This window comes from Neisseriaceae bacterium CLB008 (assembly GCA_041228285.1).
Classification (GTDB): domain Bacteria; phylum Pseudomonadota; class Gammaproteobacteria; order Burkholderiales; family Neisseriaceae; genus JAGNPU01.
Genome location: CP166133.1, coordinates 422698 through 443131, shown reverse-complemented (window position 1 = coordinate 443131; position 20434 = coordinate 422698). Strand labels below are relative to the sequence as shown.

14 protein-coding genes are annotated in these 20434 nt (G+C 54.0%); 10 read left to right on the top strand and 4 right to left on the bottom strand.

The genetic code is table 11. From position 1 onward, the window contains the following. Positions 1-96 precede the first annotated feature (96 nt). The 3 genes from AB8Q18_01995 to AB8Q18_01985 all read left to right on the top strand — a co-directional run bounded on the left by AB8Q18_01995 (position 97) and on the right by AB8Q18_01985 (position 5972). Positions 97-3915 (top strand): DUF3683 domain-containing protein, encoded by a 3819-nt coding sequence (locus AB8Q18_01995; protein XDZ51843.1) that lies wholly within the window; start codon positions 97-99, stop codon positions 3913-3915. Between the two features lie 162 nt (positions 3916-4077). Beyond that, entirely contained in the window at positions 4078-4683 is a 606-nt protein-coding gene (locus AB8Q18_01990; protein ID XDZ51842.1) for a TetR/AcrR family transcriptional regulator, read from the top strand. 101 nt (positions 4684-4784) lie between these two features. Next, positions 4785-5972: an MFS transporter gene (locus AB8Q18_01985; GenBank protein ID XDZ51841.1), complete on the top strand. Its 1188-nt coding sequence runs from the start codon at positions 4785-4787 to the stop codon at positions 5970-5972. Positions 5973-6034: 62 nt separating this feature from the next. Here AB8Q18_01985 and AB8Q18_01980 read toward each other — a convergent pair whose 3' ends face one another. Next, the gene (locus tag AB8Q18_01980) at positions 6035-6439 is read right to left on the bottom strand and encodes a DoxX family protein (protein ID XDZ51840.1); all 405 of its coding nucleotides are present in this window, start codon (positions 6437-6439) and stop codon (positions 6035-6037) included. Between the two features lie 17 nt (positions 6440-6456). Then, the gene (locus AB8Q18_01975) at positions 6457-7278 is read right to left on the bottom strand and encodes a class III extradiol ring-cleavage dioxygenase (GenBank protein XDZ51839.1); all 822 of its coding nucleotides are present in this window, start codon (positions 7276-7278) and stop codon (positions 6457-6459) included. A gap of 123 nt (positions 7279-7401) precedes the next feature. On the opposite strand from AB8Q18_01975, the gene AB8Q18_01970 reads away from it, so the two are divergent. The 7 genes from AB8Q18_01970 (at position 7402) to AB8Q18_01940 (ending at position 17277) form a co-directional block, all read left to right on the top strand. Continuing rightward, complete coding sequence (locus AB8Q18_01970) at positions 7402-8337, top strand: LysR substrate-binding domain-containing protein (protein ID XDZ51838.1); 936 nt, start codon at positions 7402-7404, stop codon at positions 8335-8337. Between the two features lie 362 nt (positions 8338-8699). Beyond that, positions 8700-11750: a formate dehydrogenase-N subunit alpha gene (fdnG, locus tag AB8Q18_01965; protein ID XDZ51837.1), complete on the top strand. Its 3051-nt coding sequence runs from the start codon at positions 8700-8702 to the stop codon at positions 11748-11750. 11 nt (positions 11751-11761) lie between these two features. After that, positions 11762-12667 carry a formate dehydrogenase subunit beta gene (gene fdxH / locus AB8Q18_01960; protein XDZ51836.1) on the top strand — a complete coding sequence of 302 codons (906 nt, stop codon included), beginning with the start codon at positions 11762-11764 and terminating at the stop codon, positions 12665-12667. Beyond that, positions 12664-13317 carry a formate dehydrogenase subunit gamma gene (locus AB8Q18_01955; GenBank protein XDZ51835.1) on the top strand — a complete coding sequence of 218 codons (654 nt, stop codon included), beginning with the start codon at positions 12664-12666 and terminating at the stop codon, positions 13315-13317. The genes fdxH and AB8Q18_01955 overlap by 4 nt, the downstream gene beginning before the upstream one ends. A 72-nt stretch (positions 13318-13389) precedes the next feature. Beyond that, positions 13390-14208: a formate dehydrogenase accessory sulfurtransferase FdhD gene (gene fdhD, locus AB8Q18_01950; protein ID XDZ51834.1), complete on the top strand. Its 819-nt coding sequence runs from the start codon at positions 13390-13392 to the stop codon at positions 14206-14208. Between the two features lie 17 nt (positions 14209-14225). Then, on the top strand, positions 14226-15149 hold the full coding sequence (fdhE, locus tag AB8Q18_01945) for a formate dehydrogenase accessory protein FdhE (protein ID XDZ51833.1): 924 nt from the start codon (positions 14226-14228) through the stop codon (positions 15147-15149). A gap of 202 nt (positions 15150-15351) precedes the next feature. Beyond that, positions 15352-17277: an LTA synthase family protein gene (locus AB8Q18_01940; GenBank protein ID XDZ51832.1), complete on the top strand. Its 1926-nt coding sequence runs from the start codon at positions 15352-15354 to the stop codon at positions 17275-17277. A 56-nt stretch (positions 17278-17333) separates the two neighbouring features. Here the strand turns inward: AB8Q18_01940 and AB8Q18_01935 are convergent, their stop codons facing one another. Both AB8Q18_01935 and AB8Q18_01930 read right to left on the bottom strand, forming a co-directional pair. Then, positions 17334-18680 (bottom strand): MFS transporter, encoded by a 1347-nt coding sequence (locus AB8Q18_01935; GenBank protein ID XDZ51831.1) that lies wholly within the window; start codon positions 18678-18680, stop codon positions 17334-17336. A 266-nt stretch (positions 18681-18946) separates the two neighbouring features. Further along, entirely contained in the window at positions 18947-20413 is a 1467-nt protein-coding gene (locus AB8Q18_01930; GenBank protein ID XDZ51830.1) for an aldehyde dehydrogenase family protein, read from the bottom strand. Between the last annotated feature and the right edge of the window lie 21 nt (positions 20414-20434).

Below are 20434 nucleotides of genomic sequence, written 5' to 3'. Positions count from 1 at the left end.
TCTTATCAACTGAACCATTCCCCAAACCCACGCATTCAGGTAAAATGGCCGGCTAACATACTAATTAAAACCCTGCCAAATCTTTAGAGAGTAGTCATGACCACTGCCCGTATTCGTGAAATACCGTATAACTATACGTCATTTTCAGACCGAGAAATTGTGATCCGCCTGTTGGGCGAGCCCATTTGGGATATTTTACAAGCTTTACGCGCACAGCGAAAAACCGGCCGTTCGGCACGGATGTTGTTTGAAGTCTTGGGCGACATATGGGCGGTAGAACGCAACCCTTACCTAGTCGATGACTTATTGGCCCACACCGATCGGCAAACCGCCTTGGTTCGCGAAATGCGTCATCGAATCAGCGAAATTCAAAAACGGCGTGACGACAACGACCAAGTCGCCAAAATGATCATGGAAGTCAGCAAAGCCGTTAACCTCTTTGACGCCAGCTTCGAAGAAACCCGTAAAAAACGTCAAGCCATCAGCAAGTCTCTCAGCAAAATCACCAAAAAACACAATATCCAATTCGACGGTCTGGCCCGCGTCAGCCACGTAACCGACGCCACCGACTGGCGCGTTGAATACCCGTTTGTGGTGTTGACGCCCGACACCGAGGCAGAAGTGGCGCCCTTGGTACGCGCCTTAATCGAATTAGAGCTGACCATCATCCCTAGGGGCGGCGGCACTGGTTACACCGGCGGCGCCGTACCGCTAGACGCGATGAGCGCCGTCATCAACACGGAAAAACTAGACCGCCATCACGGCGTGACCTTCAAGAAGCTGCCAGGCTTAGAGGGCGATCGCCCCATCATCCACTGCGGCGCAGGCGTGGTGACGCGCCGCGTTGAAGAAACCGCCCACCTAGCTGGTCTCGTATTTGCGGTAGACCCTACCAGCGCCGATGCCTCATGCGTCGGCGGCAACGTGGCCATGAACGCCGGCGGTAAAAAAGCCGTGCTGTGGGGCACGGCCCTAGACAATCTGGCCTACTGGAAGATGGTTAATCCACAGGGCGAATGGCAGTTGATTGAACGGGTTAACCATTGCTTTGGCAAAATTCACGAAGTCGACGTGGCCACGTTCAACGTCCACACCCTTGAAGACGATGGCGAAACCATCAAACACACCGAAGTGTTAGATATTCCCGGTGCCTCATTTCGCAAGGTCGGCCTAGGCAAAGACGTAACCGATAAATTCCTGTCTGGCCTACCAGGGGTACAAAAAGAAGGCACCGACGGCATCATCACCAGCGCCGCCTTTATTTTGCATCGCATGGCCAAGCACACCCGCACCGTATGTTTGGAGTTCTTTGGCACCGTGGCCAACGCCACGCCAGCGATTGTGGAAATTCGTGACCACATCCATAACCACCCAGCGGTGGAAATGGCTGGCCTTGAGCATCTAGACTGGCGCTATGTACGCGCCGTAGGCTACGCGACTAAAGCGGCAGGCAAAGGCCGCCCCAAAATGGTGTTGCTGGCCGACATCGTATCGGATGACGAAGCAGCGCTAGACCAAATCGCCACCGAAATCGTCGGCCTGGCTCAAGCACGTCAAGGCGAAGGCTTCATCGCGGTCAGCCCCGAAGCCCGTAAAACGTTCTGGCTGGACCGCTCGCGCACGGCAGCAATTGCAAAACACACCAACGCCTTTAAGATCAACGAAGACGTGGTGATTCCCCTACCGCGCTTAGGCGACTACTCAGACGGCATTGAACGCATCAACATCGAGCTGTCGATTCAAAACAAATTGGCGCTGTGCGAAGCCATTTTGCCGTTTTTGCAAAGCAAACTGCCGGTTAACAAGCTGGGCACCGACCTTTCCAGCAAAGACTTGCTCGGCAACCGCGCAGAAATCGCCATCAACACCGTCAATCACGTACACGAGCGTTGGACGTGGTTATTAAACAATCTAGACACGCCGGTGACTGAATACCTAGCACGCTACCCCGAAACCCGTCTAGAAGACGATGAGCCGGCAGGCAGCGACAGCTGCTTCATCGCCATGCGCGACTTTAGGCTACGCGTGTCGGTAAAGAAAGACTTGATTCGCCAGCTGGCCGAAATTTTCAGCGGCAAAACCGACGAACCCATCATCAAGGCGCTGGAAAAAATCCACGTTAAAGTGGTGCGCGGCCGCGTTTTTGTGGCCTTGCATATGCACGCTGGCGACGGCAACGTCCACACCAACTTGCCGGTGAACTCTGACGACTACGACATGCTGCAAACTGCCCACAAAGCGGTTGAGCGCATCATGAAGCTGGCTAAAAGCCTCAATGGCGTGATTTCAGGCGAACACGGCATCGGCATCACCAAGCTAGAGTTTTTAAGCGACGAAGAAATGCAGCCGTTTTGGGACTACAAGCAGCGCGTCGACCCGAAAGGCCACTTTAACCGCGGCAAGCTCATGCCTCAGGGCGATTTACGCCGTGCCTACACGCCTTCGTTTGAGCTATTGGGTACTGAATCTTTGATTCTGGAAAAATCCAGCCTCGGCAGCATTTCCAGCATGGTGAAAGACTGTCTGCGCTGCGGCAAGTGTAAACCTGTGTGCAGCACCCACGTACCGCGCGCCAATCTGTTATACAGCCCGCGCAACAAGATTCTCAGCGTCGGCCTGTTAACCGAAGCCTTCTTATACGAAGAACAAACCCGTCGCGGCCTGTCTTTAAAACACTTTGACGAGCTCAACGACGTGGCCGACCACTGTACCGTTTGCCACCGCTGTGAAAAACCGTGCCCAGTCAACATCGACTTTGGCGACGTGACCGTGGCCGTGCGTAACTTCTTGCGCCAGTCGGGCCAGAAAAAATTCCGCCCTGCCGTGGCCATGGGCATGGCCTTCTTGAACGCCACCGACCCCGCCAGCATCAAGGCACTGCGCAGCACGGTGATTAAGCTGGGCTTTACCTCACAGCGCTTCGCCAACGGCATGGGCAAACGCTTAGGCTTGATCAAGCAGCAAAAAGCCAACCCTCCAGCCACGCTGGGGCAGCCGACGCTGAAAGAACAGATCGTTCACTTCATCAACCGGCCACTGCCGCGTGACGTGCCAATCCGTACGGCACGGGCGCTGTTGAGCATTGAGGATGATAAAACCATTCCCATCATCCGTAACCCTGCCCTAGCCGAAGACGCCGAAGCGGTATTCTACTTCCCAGGTTGCGGCTCAGAACGACTGTTCAGCCAGGTGGGCTTAGCCACTCAAGCCATGCTTTACCACGCTGGCGTACAAACCGTGTTGCCACCGGGCTATTTATGCTGCGGCTATCCCCAAACCTCGGGCGGTCAGCGCGACAAGGGCGAAGCCATCACCACCGAGAACCGGGTATTGTTCCACCGCGTCGCCAACACGCTGAACTATTTGGACATCAAAACCGTGGTGGTCAGCTGTGGCACCTGCTACGACCAGCTGGAAAAATATCACTTTGACGAGATTTTCCCTGGCTGCCGCATCGTCGACATCCATGAATTCCTGTTGGAAAAAGACATTAAGCTGCAAGGTGTGGCGGGTCAGCAATATCTTTACCATGATCCTTGCCACACGCCGATGAAGCAGCAGCAGCCGACCAAAACGGTGACGGCGTTGATGGGGCAAGACGTGCCCTTAACCGATCGCTGCTGTGGTGAGTCGGGCACGTTTGCGGTGAACCGCCCCGACATTGCGACTCAGGTACGCTTCCGTAAGCAAGAAGAAATCGAGAAGAACATCGCCGCCCTACCCAATAAGGACCCGGTGAAAATCTTGACCTCTTGCCCTGCCTGTCTACAAGGCCTCAGCCGCTATGAGCAAGACACGCCGATCGAAGCCGACTACATCGTGATCGAAATGGCCAAACACACCTTAGGCGACAAATGGATGCCTGAATTTGTGGAAATCGCCAATAACGGTGGCATTGAGCGCGTCCTGCTGTAAGCGTGACCAACGTCAACAACGGGCCCTAATCATGGGGCCCGTTTTTTTTGCGTCTGATATAATAAACCCACTCTCAAAAGGGTTAAGTGCTTTGACAAGCTTAGCCCATCCTTCTAAGATGCAGCCATACTTGTAAGATGTATTTAACAAAGGAGCGCAACCATGGCTCGCCCAGCTGGCCGACCCCGTACTTTTGACCGCGACAAAGCGCTGTGCCAAGCCATGGATTTATTCTGGCAGTATGGCTATGAAGCCACGTCTTTAAGCATGCTCAAAGCCCATATGGGGCACATTTCCTCGCCCAGTTTTTACGCTGCCTTTGGGTCAAAGGAACAGCTATTCCTAGAAGCCTTTCAAGCCTATATGGCCACCCACGGCCAAGCCAGCGCCCTGTTATACGACGACAGCGTGCCCCCACTGCAAGCCATTGAAAACGTTTTACGCCAGTCGGCGCGGGCACAAACCCAGACCCAACACCCTAAGGGCTGCTTTGTGGTTTTGGCCACGGCCACCTGCGCCCCCGAACACCAGCATCTCCAAGCCAGACTAGCGCAGCAGCGTGCCGAGACTTTTGCAGGCTTCGAGCGCTGTCTAAAACGTGCGATCACCCTTAAGCAACTCCCACCCGAAACCAATGTGACCACTTTCGCCACACTATTCAACGGATTTTTATTGAGTATTTCCAGCATGGCTCAAGACGGTACGCCCCTCGCCAATATTGACAATGCCATAAGCGAACTGCTCAAAACCCTCAAAACGTCTGCTTAAACTCACGCGCATTAATGCTTCTGCCCAACGCCGTTTTATTGACGCCGCATGAGTACCTCCATATTATATACCGATCGATACATAATATATAAAGGTCGACCATGGCACGCCTTCACGATCAGCCACTTAAGCAAGACCACTTCCCCCTTTCACCTCTTTTAGCCTTCGCCATGACAGGGTTTACGGCTATTTTGACCGAAATCCTACCTGCCGGGCTATTGCCACAGATCAGCCAAGACTTAGCGATTTCTGAAGCTTACGCCGGCCAAATGATTACCTTATTTGCCTTTGGTGCCTTAGTCTCAGTCATTCCTCTGATCGCCCTGACCCGAAGCTGGAATCGAAAAACAGTATTGATGTTGGCGATTGCTGGCTTTTTGGTGTTCAACACCATCACCGCCGTGTCTCATCACTATGGCATCATTCTGGCGGCTCGTTTGCTTGCTGGCATATCCGCCGGCCTATGCTGGGGCTTACTGGCAGGCTATGCGCGCCGCTTAGTCCATCCTACGCTACAGGGTAAAGCGCTGGCCATTGCCATGTTCGGCACCCCCGTTGCTTTTTCCATTGGCCTGCCACTTGGGACCTGGCTGGGCTCTGTGCTAGGCTGGCGTACCATTTTCTTCTTAATCTCCCTACTTGGCGCCGTATTGATGACCTGGGTATGGCGCGGCGTTCCCGGCCTTGCTAGCGAGCCCAATACGCAGCGCCTAAACCTGCGTCAGGTCTTTACCTTGCCTGGCATGAGGTCGATTTTGGCGGTGATTTTTATTTGGATCGTGGCTCATAACCTGCTCTATACCTATATCTCCCCCTTCTTAGTCCATTCTGGCCTAGCTGAGCGGGTTGATACGGTGCTGTTGGTGTTTGGCTCAATGGCTCTGGCAAGCATCATTTTGGTGGGATTTTGGGTCGACCGCCTGTTGCGCTCGCTGACCCTATTCAGCCTGATCTTATTTACCTTTACGGCCACACTAATGGGTATTTGGAGCCATCACCCCGGCGTAGTGTTTGTGGCCGTTGGCCTTTGGGGGCTCAGCTTTGGCGGCTCCGCCACACTCTTGATCACCGCCAGCGCCGATGCTGCTCATGAAGCGGTGGATACGGCCCAATCGATTGTCGTGACCACTTGGAACCTAGCCGTTGCCTGCGGCAGCTTGGTCGGTGGCCTGCTTCTGGGCATCATACCCGTGATTCAATTCCCTTGGCCGCTACTGGTATTAGCACTGGTATCCTTAAGCATCGTCTGGATTGCCCGCAGCCATGGATTTAAGCCTGGTCCTCGCTAATGCTGACACAAAAAACAACGCCCCGCTCATTGAGCGGGGCGCTGCAGGGTCACACGCTGACGTTACTGGCTTTTCTTCGCAGCCGTCAAAGCAAATCGACCGCCGCCTAATAAGGCCAAAGCCGCAGACGTGAACACCATGAAAATAGGGTATTCCCAACCACCGCCTTCGTTACCAAAAGGCCAGCCCGCAGGAAAGTGTACCGTTGCGGCGCCAAACAGCACCACCACGCCCAAGGCGCTGACCCAACGGGTAAACAGGCCTAACAGAAGCAAGACACCAGCGGCCACTTCAAACACCATGATGGCGTAGGCCAAAATAGCTGGATAGCCTAAAGAGCCAAAAAACTCCACCGTACCGGCTGGGGTAAACACCAACCACTTGGTTAAACCATGGGCCAAAAACATCACCCCTAAAGCCACGCGTAATAATAATGCGGCCAAACCGATCTGTGTGCGATCATCCATACTTAATCCTTCTTTATTTATTGAGCTACTGAGTTTAAATAAGCGTCAGCCTCGGCGCTGAATACAAAACCGTCCATAGACAAAGCTTCATATTCAATCCCGCCTTCCATCACTGCCACTGCATCACTGCCCACGCTGGCGCCTAAGGCCACCAGTAAAGGCAGAAAATGTTCTTCGCTTGGGTGAGCCCGCACGGCATGCGGCGCTAAAACCCGATAATCCACTATGCTGGCCACATCTTTCGAGGCCAATTTTTCCTTTATCCACTGAGTAAATTCAATGACGTAGGGCGCCGCCAGAGCGCTGCGGCCTAAATCGCGCAAATTATGCGTCAAGCTGCCCGAGCCCACGATCAACACGCCTTGGTCGCGCAAGGGCTGTAGTAAGCGCCCCAAGTCATAGGCCTGTTGTCCACTGAGCGGATGAGGCAAAGCCATCTGCACCACCGCTTGATCCGCTTCAGGAAACAAATAGCGCAGCGGCACCCAAGCGCCATGATCCAAGCCCCTATCCTGACTCAGCTGAGCCGGCACACCTGCTGCGGCCAAGAGCCCGTGTAGCGTCATCGCCCAGTCTGGAGCGCCTGCGGTATCGTAGTCCAATTCATAGAGCGCTGGCGGAAACCCATAAAAATCATGAATCACGCCGGGCTGCGCTTGAGCAGTGATCCCAACTGAAGATTCAGTCTGCCAATGGGCCGACACCACCAACACAGCCTTAATGGTGTGTCTGGCCAGCAGCTTCTGGCCTAAATCCTGTAGTTTAGGCCCGACCACGCCAGGCTCAATCGCCATCATGGGCGAACCATGGGACACAAACAGCACGGGCAATTGCTTCATGACCATCCCCTTATTTCTGTTTCAATTAAATAACAACGCCATCTTATAGGCTTGTGTTTTGATGATAAACCAGACAAAATAGGTTTAATTATTCCAAAAAATGGAACAATAGAAAGCAATCCTATGCTCAAAGCCAATAAAACCCTAGAGATGAGCGTGTTCGTCGCCATCATGGACAGCGGCAGCCTCGTCGGTGCGGCCGACAAGCTCAACCTATCCAAACAGGCCATTTCGCGCCACTTAAATGCCTTAGAGCTGCGGCTAAACCTGCGGCTACTGCATCGAACCACGCGCCGCCTGTCGCCCACCGAAGATGGCCGCCTATTTTACGAACAGGCCAAAACCATCTTGGCCGCCATTGAAGAAGCAGAAAGCGCCCTGATCGATGGCCAAACCAATTTCAGCGGTAAGATTTACGTCAACGTACCGGTCAGCTTCGGGGTATTACATTTGGCGCCGCTATGGCAAGGCTTTCTTGACGCCTATCCTAAAGTCACCTTAGACATCAGCCTCAACGACCGCATCGTCGACCTAGTCGAAGAAGGCTTTGACTTGGCCATTCGCATTGCTGAACTGCCCAACTCCACTTTAGTCACCCGCAAACTGGCCAGCACGCAGGTCTTGCTGTGTGCCTCCCCCGAGTATTTAGCCGCCCACGGCACGCCCCAAACCCCTCAAGACTTAAGCCAACACCGCACCCTTTCCTACAGCAACTGGTCGGATAAAGAAACTTGGTACTATAAAGAGGCAGGCGAAAAAGCCTCGTTCACGCTTAAATCAGCTTTACACACCAATAATGGCGACACCTGCCGCATGCTCGCCCTTCAGGGCGGCGGCATCACGCTACAGCCTGATTTTTTAATTGGTGCGGATGTCGCTGAGGGTCGCTTGGTTCAGGTCTTGCCACAGCTGACCTTTAAGGAGCTAGGCATTTACGCCGTTTACCCCTCACGCAAGCTGGTGTCTAGCCGCGTGCGCTCTTTGGTCGACTACCTGACCGAAGCGTTTAGCCAGCCCTTGTGGCCACAAGAGTTTCCACTTGACGCCTTTAAAGGCTGACCTCATCTTTTCATTTTGCGACATGATGTCCATCAAATTTAGCTTAATTAATGACTGTGGTTTATTCCTCGGCGGCTTATGTGCTTGTTTTATAAGTTCCTTACATTTCAGAAACAAACAAAATTTAACCATATTTAACTAAATTTTTCTGATAAAACAGCCATCTGAAAGTAAAAAAATTTGGCCTGCTGCAATGATTATGGCAAAATAGCGTCATTAACAGGCTAAATGTTGAGCGCTTATCTTAAAAGTTAAGCCGACTTTAGCCATAACAAACATAATAACCACTACCATACTTCTACAAACAATTAGGCACACCGTTGTGCCTAATTGTTTTGAGGCTATGGCTTTCAGGAGCGCTAATGAAAGTCTCTAGGCGGCAGTTTTTTAAGATCTCAGCAGCGGGCATGAGTGCCTCAAGCTTGGCGGTCATGGGCTTTATGCCAACCAATGCATGGGCCGAAGTGCGTCAATACAAACTATTGCGCGCCACCGAAACCCGTAATAACTGTACCTACTGTTCCGTAGGCTGCGGCGTGCTGATGTACAGCATGGGCGATGGCGCAAAAAATGCCAAAGCCGAAATCTTCCACATTGAAGGCGATCCTGACCATCCGGTTAGCCGTGGCTCGTTATGCCCTAAAGGCGCCAGCCTGATCGACTTCATCCACAGTGAATCACGCCAAAAATACCCAGAAGTACGCGAAGCCGGCAGCGACCATTGGAAACGCATCTCTTGGGAAGAAGCCAATCTGCGCATCGCCAAGCACATGAAGGCCGACCGCGACGCCAACTTCATCCCCACCGGTGCCGACGGCACCACCGTCAACCGTTGGTTGACCACGGGCATGTTGACCGCATCTGCGGGCTCAAATGAAACCGGTATTCTGACCCAAAAATTCATGCGTACCCTTGGCATTGTCGCCACCGACGCACAGGCACGTGTGTGCCACGGACCAACGGTAGCCGCTTTGGCCTCTACGTTTGGTCGCGGCGCCATGACCAATACCTGGGTCGACATCAAAAACGCCGACTTTATTTTGGTGATGGGCGGCAACGCGGCCGAAGCACACCCAGTGGGCTTTAAATGGGCCATCGAAGCCAAAAAACAAAAAGGCACCAAGCTCTACGTAGTAGACCCTCGCTTTAACCGTACCGCGGCCGTGGCCGACGAATACGTACCGATTCGCTCAGGCTCAGATATTGCCTTCCTAGGCGGCGTCATCAACTGGTTAATCGCCAATGACAAAATCCAATGGGAATACGTTAAGGCCTACACCAACGCCACCTTAATTGTTGACGAAAAATTTGAATTCAACGACGGCTTATTTAGCGGCTACGATGAAGCCAATAGCAAATACGATCAAGACAGCTGGTTTTATGAGCTAGACGCTCAAGGCAACGCCAAAACCGACGACACCTTGCAACACCCACGCTGCGTGTGGAACCTGATGAAGGCGCACTACGCACGCTATACCCCAGAATTGGTCAGCAGCATCACCGGTAGCCCGGTTGAAGGCTTCTTAAAAGTGTGTGCCGCCCTAGGCGAAACCTCTGCGCCCAACAAAGCCGGCACCATTTTGTACGCATTGGGCTGGACGCAGCACACCACGGGCTCACAAATCATCCGCACCATGTGTATGGTGCAATTGCTGTTGGGCAACATCGGCATGTCTGGCGGCGGCGTGAATGCGCTGCGCGGCCACTCCAATATTCAAGGTCTGTCAGACTTAGGCCTATTGTCGACCATGCTGCCTGGCTACTTAGGCCTACCCAATGAATTCAAGCACCGCAACTGGGCTGAATACATCAACGGCATCACGCCTAAAGCCGTGCGTCCGAACCAGTTAAACTACTGGAGCAACACCCCTAAATTTGCGGTGAGCTTGATGAAGTGGTTCTGGGGCGAAAACGCCACCAAAGAAAACGACTGGGGCTTTGATTGGCTGCCCAAGTGGGACAAAATGTACGACATCATTCAGATGACCGAAATGATGGACAAAGGCCAGATGAACGGCCTGATCGTACAAGGCTTTAACGCCGGCGCGTCATTCCCTGACTCCAATAAAGTGCGCCGAGCCTTCTCGAAGCTTAAGTATATGGTCATCATCGACCCACTACACACCGAGACAGGCTCATTCTGGTACAACGAAGGCGGCAGCGCCCCTGGCGAGATGGCCGACATCCAAACCGAAGTCTTCCGCCTGCCCTCTTGCTGCTTTGCCGAAGAAAACGGCTCCATCGCCAACTCTAGCCGCTGGCTACAGTGGCACTGGAAAGGCGCTGATGCGCCTGGTGAAGCCCGCCCAGACACCGCCATTTTAGGCCATTTATTCCTGACCTTGCGCGACATGTATCGCCAAGAAGGTGGCGCCACGCCAGAGCCTATTCTAAACGTGGATTGGACCTTCCACGACCCATTCGACCCAACGCCAGAAGAGTTGGCCATGCAGTCTAATGGTAAAGCTTTGGCCGACGTTAAAGACGCCAACGGCAACATCATCGTGAAAAAAGGCCAACAGGTTGCGGGCTTCCACCAGCTGCAAGATGATGGCTCAACCTCGTGCGCCTGCTGGGTGTACTCAGGCCAATGGACAGAAGAAGGCAACCTCATGGCGCGCCGCGACAACACCGACACAGGCTTAGGCAACACCCCTGGCTGGTCTTTCGCTTGGCCGGCCAACCGCCGCATTCTGTACAACCGCGCCTCTTGTGATCCACAGGGCAAACCTTGGGACCCTAATCGCGAAGTCATCAAATGGATGGGCGATCATTGGGGCGGCGCCGACGTGGCCGACTTTAAAAACACCGAAGCACCGGGCAGCGGCATGAATCCCTTCATCATGAACGAAGAAGGCGTGGGCCGTTTGTTCTCTACCCGTAAATTGGTCGATGGCCCCTTCCCGGTTCACTACGAGCCTATGGAAAGCCCGATCGGCATGAACCCAATGCACCCGAAAGTGTTTAACAGCCCTGCGGTGCGGATGTTTAAAGACGACCGCGCCAACTTAGGCACCCACGAAAACTTCCCTTACGTGGGGACGACGTATCGCCTAACCGAGCACTTCCAGTTCTGGACCAAAACCGTGAAGCTGTTGGCGATTGCCCAGCCGGAGCAGTTTGTCGAGATTGGTGAAGCCTTGGCCAAAGAAAAAGGCATCAAAGCCGGCGATTGGGTCAAAGTCAGCTCTAACCGTGGCTTCATTAAAGCCAAGGCCGTGGTCACCAAGCGCATCATGGCGCTGAAGGTGCACGAACAAACCGTGCATCAAATCGGCATTCCATTGCACTGGGGTTGGGAAGGCGAAGCCAAGAAAGGCTATTTGGCCAATAATCTAACCGCATCGGTAGGAGACTGTAATACGCAAACTCCTGAGTACAAAACGTTCCTAGTGAACTTAGAGAAAGCTTAAGGAGGCTCATTATGGCATTACAATCTCTGGACATTCTGCGCCGCTCGGCGACCGCAGACATGACGCCCCCACCACAAGCGCGCCAACACATCGAAGTGGCCAAACTCATCGACGTGAGCACCTGTATTGGCTGTAAAGCCTGTCAGGTAGCCTGTTCTGAATGGAACGACATTCGCGACGAAGTCGGTGAATGCATCGGCGTCTACGACAACCCGATCGACTTAACCGCCGACGCGTGGACGGTGATGCGCTTTAGCGAAACCGAAGAAAACGGCAAGCTAGAATGGCTGATCCGTAAAGATGGCTGTATGCACTGTGCTGAGCCAGGCTGCTTGAAGGCTTGCCCGTCTCCTGGCGCCATCATTCAGTACACCAACGGCATTGTCGACTTCCATGAAGAAAACTGTATTGGCTGCGGCTACTGTATTTCAGGCTGTCCGTTTAACGTGCCGCGCATCTCTAAAAAAGACAACCGCGCCTACAAATGCACCCTGTGTTCAGACCGCGTAGCCGTTGGCCAAGAGCCAGCCTGCGTGAAGACCTGTCCGACCGGCGCCATTCAATTCGGCTCTAAAGAAGACATGAAGCACGTAGCGGCAGAGCGTATTGAAGACTTAAACAACCGTGGCTATGCCAACGCTGGTCTGTACGACCCTCAAGGCGTGGGCGGCACCCACGTGATGTACGTCTTGCATCACGCCGACAAGCCTGAACTGTACAGCGGCTTACCTAAAGACCCTGCCATCAGCACCACCGTCAAACTATGGAAAGGCTTGCTCAAACCATTGGCCACCGTAGGCGTAGCCGCTGCCGGCCTGTTTGGCTTCTTCCACTACATCACCGTAGGCCCGAATAAAGCCGATGAGGAAGAACCCGACATCATCAAACCTGATGACCATAAGGAGACCAAACAATGAAGAAAACCTTAATTCAACGGTATAACGCCGCCGAGCGGATTAACCACTGGATTGTGGCCATCAGCTTTGTGCTGCTTGCCATTTCTGGTTTGGCCTTTTTCTACCCAGCGTTTTTCTGGCTGTCGAACGTGTTTGGCACGCCACAGCTGGCCCGCATCATTCACCCGTTTGTTGGGGTGTTGATGTTCGTGGCCTTTGTGCGCCAATTCTTCCGCTACTACCACCACAACTTTTTGAATAAAGAAGACGTGAAGTGGATGGTTTCGGTAGGTAAAATTCTTAAAGGCGAAGAAGTCGGTGACACCGGCAAATACAATGCCGGCCAAAAAATGATGTTCTGGGTGATGTGTGCCTGCATGCTGACCCTCATCCTCACCGGTATCATGGCTTGGCGTCCGTATTTTGCTGAATACTTCCCGATTCCACTGATTCGCATCGCCCTATTGCTGCATGCGGCCGCCGCTTTGGCGCTGATTGCCAGCATCATTGTGCACGTGTACGCAGCAATTTGGATTCGCGGCACCATCAACGCCATGGTGGAAGGCACCGTGACCGAGAACTGGGCCAAGAAGCACCATCCGCGCTGGTATCGTGAAGTGACCGGCAAGGACAGTGGTCATCACGACCACGCGCCGAAAAAGAAAAAGTAAGCCACGTCCGACAACAGCCAGTATGATGATACTGGCTGTTGTCCTTTTTTATCCTGACCTTAAAGAGCCCGTATGACTGAGATCACGCCTGAATATCAGCCCACCGCCAGCAGAACCCTCCTCAAGCATGAGGCCGATCAGCCGCTGGTGGCCGCCGAAGACATCTTGATCGAAGAAGTACCAGTGGCCTTAACCTATAACGGCATTTCCCATGCCGTGCTGCTGGCCTCACCCTGTGACTTAGAACATTTTGCCCTTGGCTTTAGCCTCAGCGAAGGCATTTTAAACCATGCGTCTGAGCTCTACGATATAGACATCATCCACACCAGCGCCGGCATTGAAGTGCGCCTAGACATCGCCTCCGAGCGTTTTGTCGGCCTTAAAGAACGCCGCCGCACCTTGGCTGGCCGCACCGGCTGCGGCCTGTGTGGGGTTGAAAACCTTCAGGCCGTATCTCGCATGCTGGCGCCGATTCAGCGCGGGCCGGCGCTATCGCTGGCGGCGCTACCCAAGGCCTTAACTGCCTTTCCCACGGCCCAGCCCTTACGCGCCTTATCCGGCGCCATTCATGGCGCCGCTTGGGTGAGCTTAGACGGCGACATTCTCAAAGTGTTTGAAGACGTGGGCCGCCACAACGCCCTGGACAAACTGGTCGGCTGGCTCAGTAAAACCGAACAAGACGTTCAGCAAGGCTTTGCCCTAGTGTCCAGCCGCGCCAGCTACGAAATGGTGCAAAAATCCGCCACCATCGGCATCGGTTGCCTGGTGGCCGTGTCCGCACCGACCGCTTTTGCCGTCGACCTCGCACAACAGGTTGGCATGACGCTGGTGGGCTTTGCCCGCCCTCATAAACAGAATATTTACACGCATCCGCAAGGCTTTATAGCCTAGCCCATAAAGGATTTTCCATGGCCCAAACCACGCCCATCAGCACGCCTGAAAAAATTGCCCAATCATCGTCGTCCATGCTGCCCGACTTTTACCTTAAGCCAGACGCTGCCGTGTTCCAAAAGCGCGCTGCCCGCTTCAACAGCCTGGCCCAAGGCCATGAGCTGGCCGACTTTTTAAGCTTTCTGGGCCACATCGCTCAAGCGCAACACGATGCCTTAGCCACCCTCGCCGATCTGGCTCAACCAAGCCTAAGCGGCCTCGTGCCCTACCACAAAGACCAAGTGGCTCTGCCGCACGCTTGGCTAGAGGTACTACAACACATTTTAAACAGCGTCACCGCCACGGCACCGAGCGCCACTCAGAGCATCATTGAGTCATTGCAGCAGCAAGATGAGGCCACGTTAAATGCCTGGGCCACAGCCGCCCTCAGCGACGACGAGCAGGCCAGTATTGATAAGGGCAGCAAACTCTTCATCTTGGCCGCCTTGCAAGTCATCTGGACCCAGTGGGCGCTTCACTCGGCCAAAACCGAGTGGCAGGCGCTGGATTATTTAGGCAAAGTACAAAAAGACAGCTGCCCTTGCTGCGGCAGCCAAGCCGTAGCCAGCGTGATTAAAATCGACAGCAAGCTGGTGAATTTACGCTATGTACATTGCCCTTTATGCCAATCACAGTGGAATATGATTCGCGCCCGCTGTACCTATTGCGACAGCAATAAAAACGTAGCCTTACACAGCATTGCCGAACAAAAATCAGCACCCTATAAAAGCGTGCAGGCCGAAAGCTGCCACGATTGCCATGGCTACCGTAAGGTATTCTCCATGAGTAAAGATCAACTGGTTGACCCTATTGCCGACGACGTAGCCTCTTTAGCCCTTGATCTATTGATGAACGAAACCGAATACGCTCGCGGCGGTGCCAACCCGTTTATTTTGGTTTAAGCCTACCGCTCCAACCACGGCCACTCGGCCGTGGTTTTTTTATGCGCGTCACTGAATCGCATCGACTACTGGCGTCCTCTTTAGGCATGCCATTTTCCCATTTTTAAACCAGCAACTTAAGCGTATAATCATCGGCTCTCTCATTTAAGATGGTCTGCCTGTTGCGCGCTCCATAACAACACGCACATGCCCACGTGTCGCCATGATTCGATCCTTATTATTGACGCTCAAAGTCACCCTTTTTGCCCTCATCGTGTTTGGCGGCCTACGCCTGAGCTATTGGGCCATTTATCATGACTATTTTGCCGTATTGTCTCCCTTACAGCTGGCCCAAGCGTTTTGGATAGGGCTTAAGTTTGACGTGTCCATCAGCGTCAGCGCTTTAACCCCGCTCTTCATCGTCTTTTTACTGCCGCTGCCGCCGCTACAAACGCCACGCCTACGGCGCATTCTGCTGTGGTTGATGTTTGGTTGCCTGCTTGGCCTCTGGGCTTTAACCCTGGCCGACGTGGCCTATTTTGGCGAAGTGTATCGCCACATTGATCGCGAAGTCTTGGTGCTCAGCGAAGACGCCAGCGGCCTAATCGATTTTGCTCTAGGCCCATTTTGGCCCTATACCGCCATCGCAGCCGTGGGCGCCGTGGCCTTAGGCCTACTCTGGCAGCGCTGCATCGTTCGTGCCGCGGCCAAGCTTAAGCCCACGCCCATCCACACCCTGCGCCAAGGTTTAGTGGCCATCGCCTTTATGCTGCTGTGCCTCAGCCTCATGTTATTGGGCATTCGCGGCTTTCAGCTCACGGGCAAAACCATTAAAGCCGTCGATGCCTTCACCTATGGCGATGAGCGCCAAGCAGCGCTAGGCCTAAATGGCGCCTTCAATATGCTGCACACCCTTCGCCAAAGCCTACAGGGCAAGCTCGACAATAAGCATGAGCTGAATTACTTTAGCCCAGCCGAGCTGAGCGCCTGGCTGAATACGGCACCAGCTTTAAGCGGCCGGCAAAGCCACGCGCCTCAAAACCCCGCCACGCCACCTAAAAACGTGATTTTGATTGCGGTGGAAAGCCTAAGCTTTAAATACGTCGACGGCCTCAGCGGCCAACAGCGCGGCATCACGCCTTTCTTGGATGAGCTCTTGCCCCAGTCACGCAGCTGGACCCACTTTTATTCATCAGGCCAACGCAGTATTGAAGGCGTACAGTCTTTATTGACCTCCGTCCCCCTGTTTGAAAGCCAGCCTTACCTAGGCTGGGGCCTAGAGCGCCACAACATCCCGCGCGTGGCCACCTTATTGAATCGGCGCGGCTATCGCACCACCATGCTGCAAGCCTCTAACCGCCGCTCGTTTTACATGGACGGCATCGCCCACAGCGTCGGCTTTCAAGATTATTTCGGGCGCGAAGACTACCCTTTATTGCGTGATTATCCACAGCATTCCAGCTGGGGCTGGGACTACGAAACGCTGATGTTTCTCGCCCAGCACCTACAGCGGCAACAGGCACAGCAGCCCGCGCCCTTTTTTGCCTTCTTGTTTACGGGCTCTACCCACAACCCCTTTCCCGACCCCGGTGCTGAATTCCATACCTATACACATGAGCCCGGCAGCGAAGCAGCTTTTCTGAATACGGTGCGCTATTTTGACTGGTCTTTACGCCAGTTCATGACCTGGGCGGCCACCCAAGACTGGTATCAAAACACCGTCTTCATTCTAACCGCCGACCACGTACTGTCTGCCACTGGCGATGGTGATTTGAACAATGCGTTTCATATTCCCCTCATCATCTATGCGCCCGACGGCAGCATCACGCCTGGCCAAGACGCGCGCTACGCCTCTCATTACGATGTCTTACCCACGATTTTAGGCCTCACTCAAGAGCCAACCGAAGTCTATACCTTTGGCCGCGACCTACTCGACCCTAATCCCGCCTATGACCAGGCCGGCGCACTGGTGAAGCGCGGTGACGTCACCGGCTGGATCAGCCCTAAGGGCTGGTTTACTTTCACCGATGATCAAGACCTAGAGCAAGGCGGCGTTTATCTGCGCCAAACACAAAATTTTAGCCATCGCAGCAATCAGCTTAAGGCCAGATTACAAAAGGCAGAACAGCATTTATTGGATAAAGACTAGGCCAGAAAGCCAAACACCCAGACCAAGGCCTGGGTGTCTTATGTCCTTTAACACGCTTAGTGAGACGACGGCGCCTGAGGATAAAAAACGCTTTTAATCACCAGTGCCCCGGCCGCAATTAGGGCAGGCACGGCTAAAATCAAAAAGATCTGGGTAAGGTTAAGGTTGCGCGCAATCAGCTGCGCCACTAAGAACGACCCCGCGATGCCGCCGAAACGCCCAAGACCTAACATCCACGACACGCCTGTCGTTCGTCCCGACGTGGGATAAAAGCTGGCGGCAAAAGACGGCATAGACGACTGCGCCGTATTCATCACAATACCGGCCAACACGATCACCACCACCAATAGCGTCATATCCATACTCGCCACCACGCCAATGAGGGCCACCAAGAGCGCCGTCAACACCCAAAACAAGGTAATCAAACGGTTGGGATTGTATTTGTCCATCAGCCAACCGTTGGCGATGGCGCCCAAACCGCCCAAGGCAAACAGCCCCGTCACCACCGAGCCCATCGCCGGCGGCATATTGGCCTCTTTAAACAACAACGGCATCCAGTTAATCACCCCATAAAAGATCACCAAGCCCATGAAATAAGTCACCCACAGCGCCACCGAACCCAGCCAATAGTGGCGCGACAACACCACGCGGATGCCGCTTTGATTACCGGCCAGCTCAGGCTGGGTTTCGGTTAAGAAAAAGGCCGGTATGGCTTGGGCGCTGGCGTCGATTTTACTTAATATTTTTTGAATCTGCGCCTGAGGTTTACCCTTGGCCACCAGATAACGCACTGACTCGGGCAACACCAACAGCATCACCACCACCAATAGCGCAGGCGCAATCGCTCCTAACCATAAGACGCTGCGCCAGCCAAACGCTGGAATCATCCAGGCGGCCAAAAAGCCCCCTAAAGCCGCCCCAACGGGAAAACCACAGAACATGGTATTGACCAAGAAAAAACGGCGCTTTTCCGGGCAGTATTCACTCAATAGGGTCACCGCATTAGGCATGGCCGCGCCCAGACCGATGCCGGTCACAAACCGAAACAGCTCCAGCTGCGTCAGCGATGAGGCCACCGCAGAGGCCCAAGAGCCCAAGGCAAAAATCAGCACCGACACAATCAGCACTTTTTTACGGCCCACCTTATCCGCCACTGGCCCAAAAGACACTGCCCCAAACGCCAAGCCCAAAAGCGCAGCGCTCAGCACCGGCGCTAAATCGGCCTTTTCTATGCCCCACTCACCGATTAGGCTGGGCGCTACATAGCCAATGGCAGCGGTGTCAAAACCATCAAATAAGGTCACCAAAAAACAGAGGCCAAAAATCAGCCATTGAAATCGGGAAAACCGATGCTCATTCATAAAGTGCTGGACGTTTACCGCACCTTGCTGGGGTTCGCTCATTTCACCACTCCTCTAAATCCTTTATAGACGCTGTTGTATTGTATGGGCGCAACCGCCCTGTTTTATTCCTAATTCATTATGCAAACAAATAAGCAGATCTAAAAGACGCAAATCTATCTATTAGCTATAACAAATACGGATGATGACCTTGCTGCGCCAGCGTCAAGCTGGCGCCTATTGTACGCCCACATCAGAGCGGCGATAAGTAAGGCCGTCAAAAAGCCCACGCAGCGGTGGGCTTAGTCGTACATCCAGCGTTTAACGCTTTAAAAAGGATAAGGTCGAGGCTGGTTTTGAATCGTCACCCACTGTAGCCGCGTGAATTCAGCCAGCACCCATTCGCCGTTAAAGCGGCCTAAGCCAGAATTCTTCTCGCCGCCAAAAGGCGCATTGGGTTGGTCGTCTACACTGATGTCGTTGATGTGGGTCATGCCCGCCCGAATGCCGCGAGCAAAACGCAGACCGCGCGCCTGATCTTGAGTAAACACGGCGCTGGACAAGCCATACTCGGTGGCATTGGCTAAGGCCAAAGCATGGGCGTCGTCGCGCGCTTTCAAAATGGGCAGCACCGGCCCAAAGGTTTCTTCGGCGGCGATCGCCCAGTCTGGTTGAACGTCAATAAACACGTGCGGCGGCACTATTTGGCCAACAATCTCGCCGCCAAAAACCAGCTGAGCGCCATCGCGCTTGGCCTGTTCAATCTTGGCTTGCACGCTCTGAACCTGCTGCGGATTAATCAAGGGGCCAACAATGGTGTCTCGGTCGGCAGGGTCCCCCACTGGCAAGGCCTTAACCCGTCGCAACACGGCGGCCACAAACGCATCGTGAATCGCCTCGGCCACGATGACCCGATTGGTGCTCATACAGATCTGCCCCTGATGCAAGAACCGCCCCACCACGGCGGCATGAGCCGCCTCTTCCACATCGGCATCGTCCAACACCACCAGCGGCGCATTGCCGCCTAACTCCAGCGCCACGCGCTTCAGCGGCGGCGACATCGCCATCTGGCCCACCCGATGGCCCACTTGGCTAGAGCCGGTAAACGAAATCAAAGACGGTACTGGGTGGGTGACAAAATAGTCCCCGATGTCTCGCCCTGAGCCCACCACCACGCTCAAAACTCCCGCGGGCAAGCTTGCTTGCTCAAAAATTTTGGCTAAGAGCAGCCCGCCGGTCACAGGCGTGTCGCTGGCCGGCTTAATCACCACCGCATTGCCTAAGGCCAAGGCCGGTGCCACCGAACGCATGCTCAGATGAAATGGGAAATTCCACGGACTGATCACCCCGATCACGCCTAAGGGCAAACGATAGGCATGGCTCTCTTGATTCGCAATGGCCGAAGGCAAGATCAATCCATGCGCCTGAGTGGCCATTGCGGCCGACGCCAGCACAATATTCTTGGCGCTGTCTAATTCAATGCTGGCCTTTAAATAGGTACTGCCCGACTCTTGGCACAGCCAGTCGGCCAATTCTTCAAAACGCGCCTCAATAATGCTGGCCACCTGATACAAGACCTGAGCGCGCGCTTGAGGCAAAGTCTCACCCCACGCCCGTTGTTCTTCGGCAGCAGTTTGGTAAGCTTCATCGACGTCGGCCTGATTCGCCATAGCCAGCGTCAACAAAGGCGCTTGAGTATAGGGGTTAAGGTTGGTCAATACCGCATTGGATGAGCCTGAGCGCCATTGACGGCCAATCGGTTGAAGATCAAACTGCTGATATGCTGTTGGATTCATGTCCACACTCCTTAAAAAGAT

Excerpts from the sequence above, each read along its gene's own strand:
- fdhD (XDZ51834.1), top strand. The coding sequence starts at position 13,390 with ATGACTGAGATCACGCCTGAATATCAGCCCACCGCCAGCAGAACCCTC.
- AB8Q18_01955 (XDZ51835.1), top strand. The coding sequence starts at position 12,664 with ATGAAGAAAACCTTAATTCAACGGTATAACGCCGCCGAGCGGATTAAC.
- fdhE (XDZ51833.1), top strand. The coding sequence starts at position 14,226 with ATGGCCCAAACCACGCCCATCAGCACGCCTGAAAAAATTGCCCAATCA.
- AB8Q18_01940 (XDZ51832.1), top strand. The coding sequence starts at position 15,352 with ATGATTCGATCCTTATTATTGACGCTCAAAGTCACCCTTTTTGCCCTC.
- AB8Q18_01995 (XDZ51843.1), top strand. The coding sequence starts at position 97 with ATGACCACTGCCCGTATTCGTGAAATACCGTATAACTATACGTCATTT.
- AB8Q18_01985 (XDZ51841.1), top strand. The coding sequence starts at position 4,785 with ATGGCACGCCTTCACGATCAGCCACTTAAGCAAGACCACTTCCCCCTT.
- AB8Q18_01990 (XDZ51842.1), top strand. The coding sequence starts at position 4,078 with ATGGCTCGCCCAGCTGGCCGACCCCGTACTTTTGACCGCGACAAAGCG.
- fdxH (XDZ51836.1), top strand. The coding sequence starts at position 11,762 with ATGGCATTACAATCTCTGGACATTCTGCGCCGCTCGGCGACCGCAGAC.
- AB8Q18_01970 (XDZ51838.1), top strand. The coding sequence starts at position 7,402 with ATGCTCAAAGCCAATAAAACCCTAGAGATGAGCGTGTTCGTCGCCATC.
- fdnG (XDZ51837.1), top strand. The coding sequence starts at position 8,700 with ATGAAAGTCTCTAGGCGGCAGTTTTTTAAGATCTCAGCAGCGGGCATG.
- AB8Q18_01975 (XDZ51839.1), bottom strand. The coding sequence starts at position 7,278 with ATGAAGCAATTGCCCGTGCTGTTTGTGTCCCATGGTTCGCCCATGATG.
- AB8Q18_01935 (XDZ51831.1), bottom strand. The coding sequence starts at position 18,680 with ATGAGCGAACCCCAGCAAGGTGCGGTAAACGTCCAGCACTTTATGAAT.
- AB8Q18_01930 (XDZ51830.1), bottom strand. The coding sequence starts at position 20,413 with ATGAATCCAACAGCATATCAGCAGTTTGATCTTCAACCGATTGGCCGT.
- AB8Q18_01980 (XDZ51840.1), bottom strand. The coding sequence starts at position 6,439 with ATGGATGATCGCACACAGATCGGTTTGGCCGCATTATTATTACGCGTG.